General features: G+C 52.1%; 8 protein-coding genes, 3 rRNA genes and 1 other annotated feature. Of the genes, 2 read left to right on the top strand and 9 right to left on the bottom strand.

The annotated features are described in order from the left end of the window. Window positions 1–135 precede the first annotated feature (135 nt). Together RI501_RS03440 and RI501_RS03435 are read left to right on the top strand one after the other, a co-directional pair. A complete protein-coding gene (locus RI501_RS03440) occupies window positions 136–519 on the top strand; it encodes a fluoride efflux transporter FluC (protein WP_313820366.1) in 384 nt (127 codons plus the stop codon). Then, window positions 516–869, top strand: coding sequence for a fluoride efflux transporter FluC (locus RI501_RS03435; protein WP_313820365.1), 354 nt, complete (start codon window positions 516–518; stop codon window positions 867–869). Before RI501_RS03440 ends, RI501_RS03435 begins: the two co-directional genes overlap by 4 nt. Window positions 870–980: 111 nt before the next feature. On the opposite strand, the gene RI501_RS03430 is transcribed toward RI501_RS03435, so the two are convergent. From RI501_RS03430 to RI501_RS03390, 9 genes are all read right to left on the bottom strand, one after another. Continuing rightward, a complete protein-coding gene (locus RI501_RS03430; RefSeq protein WP_313820364.1) occupies window positions 981–1,307 on the bottom strand; it encodes a DsrE family protein in 327 nt (108 codons plus the stop codon). A 1-nt stretch (window position 1,308) separates the two neighbouring features. After that, window positions 1,309–2,175, bottom strand: a complete 867-nt coding sequence (locus RI501_RS03425; RefSeq protein WP_313820363.1) for a TIM barrel protein — start codon at window positions 2,173–2,175, stop codon at window positions 1,309–1,311. A 105-nt stretch (window positions 2,176–2,280) separates the two neighbouring features. Further along, window positions 2,281–4,503, bottom strand: a complete 2,223-nt coding sequence (locus RI501_RS03420) for an alpha-galactosidase (RefSeq protein WP_313820362.1) — start codon at window positions 4,501–4,503, stop codon at window positions 2,281–2,283. Window positions 4,504–4,603: 100 nt separating this feature from the next. Continuing rightward, complete coding sequence (locus RI501_RS03415) at window positions 4,604–5,500, bottom strand: DMT family transporter (protein ID WP_313820361.1); 897 nt, start codon at window positions 5,498–5,500, stop codon at window positions 4,604–4,606. Between the two features lie 83 nt (window positions 5,501–5,583). Next, window positions 5,584–5,700 (bottom strand): 5S ribosomal RNA (gene rrf, locus RI501_RS03410). A 65-nt stretch (window positions 5,701–5,765) separates the two neighbouring features. Further along, window positions 5,766–8,680 (bottom strand): 23S ribosomal RNA (locus RI501_RS03405). Between the two features lie 215 nt (window positions 8,681–8,895). Then, window positions 8,896–10,461, bottom strand: a 16S ribosomal RNA gene (locus RI501_RS03400). Together the 16S, 23S and 5S rRNA genes form the textbook arrangement of a ribosomal RNA operon. Window positions 10,462–11,023: 562 nt before the next feature. Next, window positions 11,024–12,280 carry a tyrosine--tRNA ligase gene (gene tyrS / locus RI501_RS03395; protein ID WP_313820360.1) on the bottom strand — a complete coding sequence of 419 codons (1,257 nt, stop codon included), beginning with the start codon at window positions 12,278–12,280 and terminating at the stop codon, window positions 11,024–11,026. Window positions 12,281–12,328: 48 nt separating this feature from the next. Next, window positions 12,329–12,528, bottom strand: a binding site (T-box leader). Between the two features lie 63 nt (window positions 12,529–12,591). Beyond that, entirely contained in the window at window positions 12,592–13,974 is a 1,383-nt protein-coding gene (locus RI501_RS03390) for an Nramp family divalent metal transporter (RefSeq protein ID WP_313820359.1), read from the bottom strand. Window positions 13,975–14,033: the final 59 nt, after the last annotated feature.

Below are 14,033 nucleotides of genomic sequence, written 5' to 3'. Positions count from 1 at the left end.
TCAGCTAACCATCTATCAGTTAGAAATCGCGGCAACCGTCTGATGAACAACGGTTTTCGCGATTTTTAGTTGCATCCCCCAGCGACTCCCCTAAAATAGAACTCAGCAAGCAAATTGGGATAAGGAGCCTGACCAGTGAAAAAAATTGGATTAATCTTCATCTGTGCGTTTCTGGGGAGTGCCTTACGCCTAAGCTTAACGGCCTGGACGACCCCGCACCACTACCTCACGATTCTCGCCATCAACGTGCTGGGGTCGTTGAGCCTTCCCCTGATCACGGGGGCGTTGCCGCTGCTCTGGCCGGTCTCGCCAGCCACCGTCACCGGCTTGAGCGTCGGTCTCGTCGGCAGCTTCACCACCTTCTCCACGTTTACGGTCGATACCGTGACCTTGTTCCACCAGCACACGGTGTGGTTGGCCGGTAGTTACGTATTCGGTAGCCTGGTGTTGGGGTGGGCCGCCGCCGCAATTGGCATCGCGGGGAGTCGCCACTTGGTGAAACGGAGGCGCGCCGCATGATCACCTTACTACTCGTCAGCGGCGCCGGGGCGTGCGGGGCCCTGGCGCGCTACGGCGTGACCTTCTGGGGCAATCGCCTATTTTTCGACACCTACCTGCCCCTCCCCACACTGGTGATCAACGTCACCGCCGCCTTCTTACTGGGGCTAGCGGCCGGTCATTTTCCGACCGGCGACCTCACCTTTCAGCTCATCAGCGGTCTGTTAGGCGGCTTTTCAACCTTTTCCACGTTCACCAACGAGTTTGCCGGTCTCCTGCACCGGTTTCCTAAAGTCGCCGTGAGTTACCTCCTCTTATCCGTGGTACTGGGACTAGCCGCCGCGGGAGTCGGCTTCTGGCTGGGCGGTTAAGGGGTGACGCGCCGCTGGGACTAGGGTCACCGTCGCGGTCCCTTCCCGCAATAACAAGCAACGCCCCGAATTTCCAACCAAGGAATTCGGGGCGTTTTTGCGACTAATCATTTATGGCTTCAGATAAGCAAAACCTCGTTGTTCCAATTCAACAATGCGGACCACGCCCGCCGGCACTACCGTGACCCTGGCTGGGAGCTGTGCTGCCAAGATGCCGTTGGCCCGCAACGCGTTCGCACAGGCATCCACCTCAACTTCAGGCAGGTCAGCCAGAAAGGCCCGCCAACTCGGGGTCAGAAACGACCGGACTGCCGGACCGTTAACCACGACCACCACCCGGCTTTCCGGTAACCCGGTCAGTAAGTTGTGGACGTTACCCTGCGCCAGCGCCACATTGGCCTGGTCATCAAGATGCACGACCACCGACGTTTTTGTCATGTTATCGCCCACTTTCGAGTTGTTGTACTTCCAAGCCCCGCAGATAATGGTAACTCCGTAGCATGTTGGCACAGGTCGCGTCCGTTTCGTCCGGAACCTCGTAAATCATAGTCGCCTGTGGATTCAACGCCGGCAAAACCCGCCGCCAGTCAATCAGACCGGTTCCTAGGGGTAAACTATCGTGGCGTTGTCCCAGCGAATCGACCAAGTGGTAATGCCGAATCAACGGTTTTAATTTCGTTAGCGCCGCCATGGTCCGGTCCATATCGCCATGCAAGCCAATAAACACGTGGCTGAGGTCGCACACTAACGGCCAGTGGTGTGCTAAAATCGTGTCGTCGATTTGCGGGTCACCGTACATGAAGCTAGCGGTAATGCCGTTTTCAATCATGACGTGACCGTTGCCCTGCGCCACTAGGTGATCCAAATGGTCAAAGACGGTCTCCCGCGCGGCCGCTAACGATGGATATTCATTGATCAGTGCCTGACTCTCGGCTCCCCCGTATCCGCCATGGACCAAGACGCGCACGTCTAGGTCGTTAGCCAAGTCCAAGAGTTGCGCCGTCGATTGCCGGAAAAAGTCGTATGCCGCGGGTTCACGGTGAGCATCCAAAAGCTGGTCCAGGTGTTGGTCGTGAAACTTCATGGGATGATGGATCACGATTTTTCGGGTCACGTTGGCCTGGACGAACTGCACGGTAGCCTTGAACGTTTGAAACGCTGCCGGGGTAAAGTCTGCAGCGCTAGTGAAAAACTCGAAGACTTCCGGGCGATACTTTAACCGGTCCAATAATTGTGTGGGTGCAGCGGCCGCCTTGAGGCCTAACTGGACCTTACCGGGACGGGCGGGTAATTCTAATTTTGCCATGCTGGTCAATCCTTTCGCCGGTTCCAAACAAAAAAGGTTCAGAACCAAAGTTCCAAACCTTAGTATACCGCTAACTTATGAGTCGCGAACGCTGGTGCCAACTGGTTAGTCGTCCACCGCATCTAACACCAGGATTTGCGCGCTAAAGTCCGCCGATTCCTCGACTCCCATGGTGGTTTGGAGTAGCGATGGAATGAACACCCCGGCATGCATCAGTTCGTCACCGTAAAGCGGTTGTTGCCGGCCGCTAACCACGTAGCGTTGGCTAGGCAATAGTCCCCGTAACTTTAACTGCGAATAACGGGGATTGGGCTGATTTAAGATCTGGTAGCGCGCCGCAATCGCGTGACGTTTGTCGGCACTGACCACCAGCCAGCTGCCAACGTTACGGTCACCCGTAAACGGATTATCCAGGCGGTAGAACGTTCCGCGCTGGAACAGGTCCCGGTGACGCTTGTAAAAGGCGATCTGCTGCTTGATCTGTGCCTTCTCGGTTGCCGAGCAGCGTGTCACGTCGAGTTCGTACCCCAGATCGCCAAAGTAGGCCACCGCCGCGCGCGTTTCCAGGGGGGTAATCCGACCGGTCTGGTCGTTTGGTACCGCCGAGACGTGCGCCCCCATCATCGTTTGGGGGTAAGCGTAGGAGGTGCCGAACTGAATGCGCAACCGCTCGATGGCGTCGGTATCGTCGCTGGTCCACGCTTGTGGGGCGTAGTACATCATCCCCAAGTCGAACCGGCCACCACCGGAGGCACAAGATTCAAATAAGACTTGTGGAAAATCGTGAGTCAACCGTGCGTAGAGTTGGTAAACCCCTAGAATGTAGCGGTGACTAAATTCCAATTGCCGATCAGCACTCAGCGTCGGACTATAAGCCTCGGTGATGTTGCGGTTCATGTCCCACTTAATGTAGTCCAGCTGGGCGTCATCGATCATCGCACTCATCTTGGCGTACAGGAAGTCGACCACGTCGGGGTTGGTCATGTCGAGGACAAACTGGTTGCGTCCGGGGGTCATCTGACGTTGCGGCGTCTTGATCACCCAATCGGGATGGTCGTGATACAGTTGACTGGCCAGCGAAATCATTTCCGGCTCGTACCATAATCCAAACTGCATGCCCAGGTCATGAATCTGTTGGGCCAGATGGGCCATGCCTTGGGGTAATTTTTGCGGATTAACGTCCCAATCTCCCAATGAGGTGGTGTCGTCATTCCGTTTGCCAAACCAGCCGTCGTCGAGAACGAATAACTCGATCCCCAGGTCCTTGGCCTGGCGGGCCATGGCCATTAACTTGGTTTCGTTAAAGTCGAAGTAGGTACCTTCCCAGTTATTAATCAGAATCGGCCGGGGCTTTTGCGCGTATTGCGGGTTGACCAGGTGGTGCTGGTAGCACGCCCCCATTTGTTGACTCAGTTGGTTGAGTCCCGTGTCACTATAGCTCAGGATCGCCTCGGGCGTCTGGAACTGGGTCCCCGGCGTCAGTTGCCAGCCAAATTCGGTTGGGTTAATCCCCAAGAGAACCCGGGTAGTGTCGAACTGATCAACTTCGATCTGGTCGAGAAAGTTACCGGAGTAGACCAGGTTGAACCCGTAGGCCCCCCCTTGGTCGTCGTTGGTCTGTGGCCGGGCCAAGATGAAGCCCGGATTTTCCTGGTGACTAGACGCACTGCGCAAGCTACCAATGCTCTGAATTCCCCGCCGTAACGGCGTCCGAATGGCGTGACGTTCCCGTGCCCAACTGCCGGAGAATTGCAGAAACTCATAGTCGGCATCGGGCAGATCCAGCTGCCCACTGAGGGCCCGGTTCAAGGTCACGGTTTGTTTCCCATGATTGCTAAAAGTGGCACTACGGACCAGCACGTCTTGGTGCGGAAAAATCGTGTAATTCAATTCAACCGTTACCTGGGTCACCGCATCCGTCAACGTCACGACCAGAGTCTGCGCGTCGTCTTGGCTATCATCAAACGTTGACGGGAGGTTGGCTAGCCGTTGCTTACCGGTTTCGATACGGTAGCTTTGATACTGCAGTTCACTGATGCGACTGCCATCCGGGGCCGTCATCTGGTACGCCGGATCCCGAAAGTCACCCTTTCCGAAGCTCGCGTACTCTTGTTTCAACGCCTCGGGTTGAACGTCCGGAGTATCCAGCTTCCAAGCCGGCATCGCCCCGTGAACCTCGCGGTGAGTCAGCTCCGGATACTGGGCTTGGTCATGGATTAACGGGCCATAATAGAGTTGTCCCAACTCGCCGTTCGCCATGACGTGAAAGAGGTAACTACTATGATCCATTTGAAGATGAAATTGAGTTTGGTGTGTTAAAATTGCCATCTCGTTCAGTCCCTTCTACCTACTAGGATACCGAAAAAGTTATTCTTTGTAACCGTTTTCTGCGAATTGTTCAAAAAAAGTAGCCCACTAGCGGACTACTCTATTTAAGCGATGGTTGTTGGGGTAAGGCCTGCAGGAGCGTGGTGGCAATGATACACACCCCGCCGAATAGTTCCGCGCCGGTCAACGGTGTTCCCAGGACGCCGACGGCCAAGACCGTAGCGGTCAGCGGCTCAAAGGCACTCAACATGCCGGTGGTGCTAGGGGTTAAACTGGCAAGGCTCTTGAGGTAGAGGAGGTAGGCCAGCATGGTACCGCCAATCACGATAAAGGCGATGCCGCCCACCACAGCCAAGTTGAGCTGGGGTAACCGGGTGGTCGCCAGTACCCCGCCAAACGGCAAACTTCCCAGCAGCATGGCCCAACCCACCACTAACCGGGCATCGTAGGTCGCTAGTAATCGCCGGGGTAACAGGGTATAGGTCGCTGAACTGACACCGGCTAAGAGGCCCCAGAAAAGGGCCAATGGTGCTAAGGCTAATTGGGTAAAGTGGCCATTGGTAACCAGTAAAAAGGTTCCAAAGAGCGCAATAGCGATGGAAATCAGGTCAATTCGCCGGGGCCACTGACGGCGGATCACGGCTAGGTAAATAATAATAAACAACGGACCTAAGAATTGGAGAACCGTGGCGGTCGGCGCATTGCCATAGGCGATTGCCAAGAAATAGGTTAATTGCGAGGGCACCATCCCCAATAAGCTGAACAAGAGCAGTTGCCCGATCATTTTCGGTCGCCGCCAGATAGCCCAGACGGCTTTCCCCTGACTAAGCGCAAACCAGCCCAATAGTAGGAGCCCCGCCAGACTTAAGCGGACCCCCGTTAACCAGAGCGTGGGGACCTGGTAACGGCTAAAGACGGCCTGGGCAACGGTTCCCGAGGTCCCCCACAAGATTCCGCCACTAATCACTTCAATTAAGCCTAATCGTCGACTGGCCATCCAACCGCCTTCCTTTCTGACACATTAAGTTATGGAAAAATTCCCACAAAAAAAGGAACTCAACGAATTGAGTTCCTGACATTGCGTGGCAACGTCCTATCCTTGCAGGGGGCAATCCCCCAACTACTATCGGCGTGCTGAAGCTTAACTTCTGTGTTCGGCATGGGAACAGGTGTATCCTTCAGGCTATCGCCACCACACTATTGAGAGCTTATTCCCTCAAAACTAGATATTACCAATTGATTTTCTTTGAGAACACCACTACTTGGTTAAGTCCTCGACCGATTAGTATTGGTCCGCTGCACACCTCACGGTGCTGCCACTTCCAACCTATCTACCTGATCATCTCTCAGGGGTCTTACTTCCATAAAGGAATGGGAAATCTCATCTTGAGGCGAGTTTCACACTTAGATGCTTTCAGCGTTTATCTCATCCATACATAGCTACCCAGCGATGCGCCTGGCGGCACAACTGGTACACCAGAGGTATGTCCATCCCGGTCCTCTCGTACTAAGGACAGCTCCTCTCAAATTTCCTACGCCCGCGACGGATAGGGACCGAACTGTCTCACGACGTTCTGAACCCAGCTCGCGTACCGCTTTAATGGGCGAACAGCCCAACCCTTGGGACCGACTACAGCCCCAGGATGCGATGAGCCGACATCGAGGTGCCAAACCTCCCCGTCGATGTGGACTCTTGGGGGAGATAAGCCTGTTATCCCCAGGGTAGCTTTTATCCGTTGAGCGATGGCCCTTCCATACGGTACCACCGGATCACTAAGCCCGACTTTCGTCCCTGCTCGACCTGTCTGTCTCGCAGTCAAGCTCCCTTCTGCCTTTACACTCGTCGAATGATTTCCAACCATTCTGAGGGAACCTTTGGGCGCCTCCGTTACTTTTTAGGAGGCGACCGCCCCAGTCAAACTGCCCACCTGACACTGTCTCCCGCCACGATAAGTGGCGCGGGTTAGAGTGTTCACACAGCGAGGGTCGTATCCCACCAACGCCTCCATCGAAACTAGCGTTCCGATATCTACGGCTCCGACCTATCCTGTACAAGCTGTGTCAACACCCAATATCAAGCTACAGTAAAGCTCCATGGGGTCTTTCCGTCCTGTCGCGGGTAACCTGCATCTTCACAGGTAATATAATTTCACCGAGTCTCTCGTTGAGACAGTGCCCAGATCGTTACGCCTTTCGTGCGGGTCGGAACTTACCCGACAAGGAATTTCGCTACCTTAGGACCGTTATAGTTACGGCCGCCGTTTACTGGGGCTTCATTTCTGGGCTTCGCCGAAGCTAACTCATCCACTTAACCTTCCAGCACCGGGCAGGCGTCAGCCCCTATACTTCATCTTACGATTTTGCAGAAACCTGTGTTTTTGATAAACAGTCGCCTGGGCCTTTTCACTGCGGCTACACTTGCGTGTAGCACCCCTTCTCCCGAAGTTACGGGGTCATTTTGCCGAGTTCCTTAACGAGAGTTCACTCGCTCACCTTAGGATACTCTCCTCGACTACCTGTGTCGGTTTGCGGTACGGGTAATTAATATCTAACTAGAAGCTTTTCTCGGCAGTGTGACATGGAGCACTTCCCTACTAAAATTCGGTCCTCATCACGCCTTGTCCTTAGCGATAAGCATTTGACTCATCACCAGACTTGACGCTTGAACGCACATTTCCAATCGTGCGCTTGCTTTAGCCTCCTGCGTCCCTCCATCGTTCAAACAATATTAACTAGTACAGGAATATCAACCTGTTATCCATCGCTTACGCCTTACGGCCTCAGCTTAGGTCCCGACTAACCCTGGGAGGACGAGCCTTCCCCAGGAAACCTTAGTCATTCGGTGGATCAGATTCTCACTGATCTTTCGCTACTCATACCGGCATTCTCACTTCTAAGCGCTCCACTAGTCCTTGCGATCTAGTTTCGTCGCCCTTAGAACGCTCTCCTATCACGCGACATAGTCGCGTCCACAATTTCGGTAATGTGCTTAGCCCCGGTATATTTTCGGCGCAGAGTCACTCGGCTAGTGAGCTATTACGCACTCTTTAAATGGTGGCTGCTTCTGAGCCAACATCCTAGCTGTCTATGCAATTCCACATCCTTTTCCACTTAGCACATATTTAGGGACCTTAATTGGTGGTCTGGGCTGTTCCCCTTTCGACGGTGGATCTTATCACTCATCGTCTGACTCCCGGATATAAATCTGTGGCATTCGGAGTTTATCTGAATTCAGTAACCCATGACGGGCCCCTAGTCCAAACAGTGGCTCTACCTCCACGATTCTAAATCCGAGGCTAACCCTAAAGCTATTTCGGAGAGAACCAGCTATCTCCAAGTTCGTTTGGAATTTCACCGCTACCCACACCTCATCCCAGCATTTTTCAACATACACGGGTTCGGTCCTCCAGTGCGCTTTACCGCACCTTCAACCTGGACATGGGTAGGTCACCTGGTTTCGGGTCTACGTCAACTTACTGAAACGCCCGTTTCAGACTCGCTTTCGCTACGGCTCCGGTCTTAACACCTTAACCTTGCAAATTAACGTAACTCGCCGGTTCATTCTACAAAAGGCACGCTATCACCCATTAACGGGCTCTAACTAATTGTAGGCACATGGTTTCAGGAACTATTTCACTCCCCTTCCGGGGTGCTTTTCACCTTTCCCTCACGGTACTGGTTCACTATCGGTCACTAGGGAGTATTTAGCCTTGGGAGATGGTCCTCCCGGATTCCGACCAGGTTTCACGTGTCTGGCCGTACTCAGGATCCTGAACTGAGGGTTAACGATTTCACCTACGGGGGTATCGCCCGCTCTGCCACACCTTCCCAGATGTTTCGGTTATCCTTAACTTTGGTAACTCAAATATTCAGTCCTACAACCCCACCGAGCAAGCTCGATGGTTTGGGCTGTTCCCCGTTCGCTCGCCGCTACTTAGGGAATCGATTTTTCTTTCTCTTCCTGTGGGTACTTAGATGTTTCAGTTCCCCACGTCTGCCTCAACTTGAGTATGTATTCGTCAAGTTGTAATCATCGGTAAAGATGATTGGGTTTCCCCATTCGGAAATCTCCGGATCAAAGCTTACGTACAGCTCCCCGAAGCATATCGGTGTTAGTCCCGTCCTTCATCGGCTCCTAGTACCAAGGCATTCACCATGCGCCCTTCATAACTTAACCTAACGGTCACTTCGTGACCGCTGATTAATTGAGTATTAGCGAATAAACTAATTAAAAAACTCAAAATAAACGCGGTGTTCTCGGTTTAATTATCTTTAATAATTAAAGGAAAATAATTGATAATATCTAGTTTTCAAAGAACAAGTTTGAGGGTAGACCCCTCAAAACTGACCATTGTTTCGACAAAGTATGTGTAGCCTCCGTATATTCCTTAGAAAGGAGGTGATCCAGCCGCAGGTTCTCCTACGGCTACCTTGTTACGACTTCACCCTAATCATCTGTCCCACCTTAGACGGCTGGCTCCCGAAGGTTACCCCACCGGCTTTGGGTGTTACAAACTCTCATGGTGTGACGGGCGGTGTGTACAAGGCCCGGGAACGTATTCACCGCGGCATGCTGATCCGCGATTACTAGCGATTCCAACTTCATGTAGGCGAGTTGCAGCCTACAATCCGAACTGAGAACGGCTTTAAGAGATTAGCTTGGCCTCACGACTTCGCAACTCGTTGTACCGTCCATTGTAGCACGTGTGTAGCCCAGGTCATAAGGGGCATGATGATTTGACGTCATCCCCACCTTCCTCCGGTTTGTCACCGGCAGTCTCACCAGAGTGCCCAACTGAATGCTGGCAACTGATAATAAGGGTTGCGCTCGTTGCGGGACTTAACCCAACATCTCACGACACGAGCTGACGACAACCATGCACCACCTGTCATTCTGTCCCCGAGGGGAACGTCTTATCTCTAAGATTGGCAGAAGATGTCAAGACCTGGTAAGGTTCTTCGCGTAGCTTCGAATTAAACCACATGCTCCACCGCTTGTGCGGGCCCCCGTCAATTCCTTTGAGTTTCAACCTTGCGGTCGTACTCCCCAGGCGGAGTGCTTAATGCGTTAGCTGCAGCACTGAAGGGCGGAAACCCTCCAACACTTAGCACTCATCGTTTACGGCATGGACTACCAGGGTATCTAATCCTGTTTGCTACCCATGCTTTCGAGCCTCAGCGTCAGTTACAGACTAGACAGCCGCCTTCGCCACTGGTGTTCTTCCATATATCTACGCATTCCACCGCTACACATGGAGTTCCACTGTCCTCTTCTGCACTCAAGTTACCCAGTTTCCGATGCACTTCTTCGGTTAAGCCGAAGGCTTTCACATCAGACTTAAGTAACCGCCTGCGCTCGCTTTACGCCCAATAAATCCGGACAACGCTTGCCACCTACGTATTACCGCGGCTGCTGGCACGTAGTTAGCCGTGGCTTTCTGGTTGAATACCGTCACGATGTCAACAGTTACTCTGACACCCGTTCTTCTTCAACAACAGAGTTTTACGAGCCGAAACCCTTCTTCACTCACGCGGCATTGCTCCATCAGACTTTCGTCCATTGTGGAAGATTCCCTACTGCTGCCTCCCGTAGGAGTCTGGGCCGTGTCTCAGTCCCAATGTGGCCGATTACCCTCTCAGGTCGGCTACGCATCATCGCCTTGGTGGGCCTTTACCTCACCAACTAGCTAATGCGCCGCGGAACCATCCAGAAGTGATAGCCGAAGCCACCTTTCAAACAAAAACCATGCGGTTTTTGTTGTTATACGGTATTAGCACCTGTTTCCAAGTGTTATCCCCTGCTTCTGGGCAGGTTTTCCACGTGTTACTCACCAGTTCGCCACTCGTTCCAATGTTGAAATCAGTGCAAGCACGTCAATCAACGGGAACTCGTTCGACTTGCATGTATTAGGCATGCCGCCAGCGTTCGTCCTGAGCCAGGATCAAACTCTCATCTTAAAAGATGATAAGCTCGAATAGCTCATCGATTGTTGTTACGTTTTTAAAGCGAATTGACTTCGCAAATATTGTTTGGGTTTGAACCAAAGTTCAAACCGCCCTACACATATTTGGTTTGTCGAAACAATGTTCAGTTTTCAAAGGTCTACCAAGCTGTTCGTTAAACGAACAGCTTAATCATCATAACATCTCGTTAAGATGATGTCAACTAGAAGTTTGATTTAACAACGTTTCTAGCTGAACCGTCATCGCTTAGCGACAACTTAATTAGAATAACATTTTGTCAGTGGCTCGTCAACAACTAATTTCAATTTTTCAAATTGGTCTAGCTGATAACATTGCCGTGACAACGTCTATAACTATACCAACCTAGGCCCCCACCGTCAACCAAAATCACTAAAACTTTCTAACCTTTTTTCAAAGCCATATCTTATAAACCCATCACCCAATAATAGTTACCCGACGGCCGTGTGTTCCCCGTTTTTAAACGCTGTACCGTTCGCCTTTATTTTAACAACAAAAAAAGCCCGCGGTCTCCCGTGGGCTACAAATGATCATCAATTTACTGAACTCGGGCTAAGAAGTACCGCTTCTTCCCCCGCCGCACAATGACAAACTTACCATCAAACGCGCTGGTTGGATCAATCTCAGCGGCGGGATCCGTCACCTTTTCACCGTTAATCCGAATCGCACCGTTCGTAATATCTTCACGGGCTTGACGCCGTGACGATTCAATCTTGGTAGTATCCACTAGCCATTCCACCAAGCCTTGCTTGTCCGCAGCTACCGTCACGGATGGCATGTTCTTGAAACCTTGTTCGATTTCACTAGCCGTCAGATCCGCCACATCGCCGGAGAACAAAGCCTTGGTAATGTGTTGGGCTTCGACTACAGCTTGATGACCGTGAACAAACTCAGTCACTTCTTCGGCTAACCGCGTCTGGGCTTCCCGCTTTTCAGGGTGCGCCGCTACGGCATCGGCCAGGTGCTGGATCTCATCTTGGCTCAAGAAAGTAAAGTACTTCAAGAACTTCACCACGTCGCGGTCATCCGTGTTAATCCAGAACTGGTAGAATTCGTAAGGCGAGGTCTTTTCGGGGTCCAACCAGACGTTGCCACCTTCGGACTTCCCAAACTTAGTGCCGTCCGCCTTCAGCAGTAGCGGAATCGTTAACCCGTAAACCTTGGCATCGGAACCTTCCTGTCGGTGAATCAAATCAATACCGGACGTGATATTTCCCCATTGGTCGGCGCCCCCAATTTGGAGTTGGACATCTTCGTGTTTGTATAAATGAAGGAAATCGATCGATTGGAGAATCTGGTACGTGAATTCGGTGTAGGAAATGCCGACTTCCAACCGGGAGGCCACAATTTCCTTGTTCAACATGGTGTTGACGTTAAATAACTTCCCGAAGTCTCGCAAGAAGTCTAGCAAGGACAACTTGGATAACCAATCGTAATTGTTCACGATCTTAAAACTACCGTCTTGGCCGAAAAGATGTTCCATCTGAGCCGTCAAGCAGTCTTGATTATGCCGGACTTGGTCCATCGTTTGCAGTTTTCGTTCGGCTTTCTTCCCGGATGGGTCCCCAATCGAACCCGTTGCGCCCCCGATGACGATGTACGGCCGGTGACCCGCCAACTGGAATCGCTTAAGAATCATGAACGGAATCAAGTGACCGATGTGCATCGAGTCGCCAGTGGGATCGATCCCGGCATACAGCCCCACGGCCTTTTCGTTAACTAAGTCGGCTAAGCCCGCTTCGTCCGTTTGCTGGTTAATGGCCCCGCGCCATTTTAATTCATCAATAATCGACATGTGTTTTCCTCCTATATACTAAAAAAGTCCCTAACGGTCATCAAGACCATCAGGGACGAATTCAAAATCCGCGTTACCACCCAAGTTGTTGTCGTGTGACAACCGCTCGTCATCGTTAACGGAATGACCCGCTGAACACATCAGCCGCTCCACAGGGTAATTCATGTTCTCGGACGTTCCGACTCGCACTCCCGTCGGCTCTCTGCACCGTTGCCCAGACCACTACTGAACTGCTTCATTGCTTATGGTTTCGATGATACTGGCCTGACGGATAAATGTCAACTGCCAAGACACACTCGCCCTCCTTAAAATTAGAAGAACAGTTTCAGACTCGCCCACACAATCTGGAGGTTTAACAAGGTCAAGACAATTGTACTCAGCCAGGCCAGCCAAGTCACCCAGGGTTTGTTGACGTATTCAGCGCCCATAATCTTTTTTGACGAGGTAAAAATAGTCAACGGAATCATCGAAAACGGTAAGGCAATCGACAGGAAAACCTGCGAATTGACCAATAATCGGTCCAACGCGGCTTCGTTCCCGCCGTACAGGATGGTACAAATCACGACCGGCGCTACCGACAGTAACCGGGTCACTAACCGGCGCACCCAAATTGGAATTTTCAAGTTAATGAAACCTTCCATAATGACTTGCCCCGTCAGCGTCCCCGTAATCGTCGAATTCTGTCCCGATGCGAGTAACGCCACTGCAAACAGCGTTGACAGGAAAGGTGAGGCCACGGCACCCGCTAAATGATTGTCCTGCAGCACCATGTACAGATTTCCAAACGTCCCTAATTTGTCGACGTCCTTACCGAAGAATAACGCGGCCCCCAATAATAGGAGCAAGCAGTTAATCACGAAGGCCCCCATCAACTGGATGTTGGAGTCCCAGGTCGTAAACTTGACCGCCCGCCGCATCTCTTCCGGGTCATCCCGGTTAAACTTACGAGTTTGCGCGATGGACGAATGCAAGTAGAGGTTGTGCGGCATGACCGTCGCCCCAACGATCCCCAACGCCATAGTCAACTGTCCCGGATGCACAATCTGGGCCTGCGGAATAAAGTTGGCGACCGCTTGCCCCATGTTCGGCTGAGCGATGATCACCTCGTAAGCGAAGACCACTAAAATCACGGTAATCAAGCAAATAACGATGGCTTCAATCTTACGAAAACCTAGTTTCGTCAATAATAATAGTAGTAACACGTCAAAAACGGTCAGCGAAACCCCAATAATCAAGGGAATTCCGAATAACAGTTGCAGGGCAATTGCGCCCCCAATCACTTCGGCAATGTCCGTCGCCATGATGGCCAACTCGGTGACCACCCAGAGGACAAATCCGACTCGCTTAGTCGTGTACGACCGCGTGGCCTGAGCTAAGTCTTGTTGCGTCACGATTCCCAGTTTAGCCGCCATGTATTGGAGCAACATCGCAATCAAACTGGAAATCAAGATCACGGACATCAAGAGGTACCCGTACTGGGCCCCACCCCCGATGGACGTTACCCAGTTACCGGGATCCATATATCCCACGGCTACCAAGGCTCCCGGTCCCGAAAAGGCAATCAGGTTCTTAAAGAAACCTTTTTCCTTGGGAATTGTGACGGTCCCATTGATTTCTTCTAGTGACGGTCCGTTAGCGGACCCCAGCAGTCCCCCCGTCTTGTCTGCCGTGGTCTTTGAAACGTTATCTGTCATGTTTTCCACTCCCCCTATCTGATGGTAGTCACCATTATACGGGGGCCGGCCGCTTTGTA

Origin of the sequence: Levilactobacillus zymae, assembly GCF_032190635.1 — a bacterium.
Taxonomy (GTDB): Bacteria; Bacillota; Bacilli; order Lactobacillales; family Lactobacillaceae; genus Levilactobacillus; species Levilactobacillus zymae_A.
The sequence above is the reverse complement of the archived record's forward strand: the minus strand, read 5'-3'. Positions and strand labels throughout refer to the sequence as shown.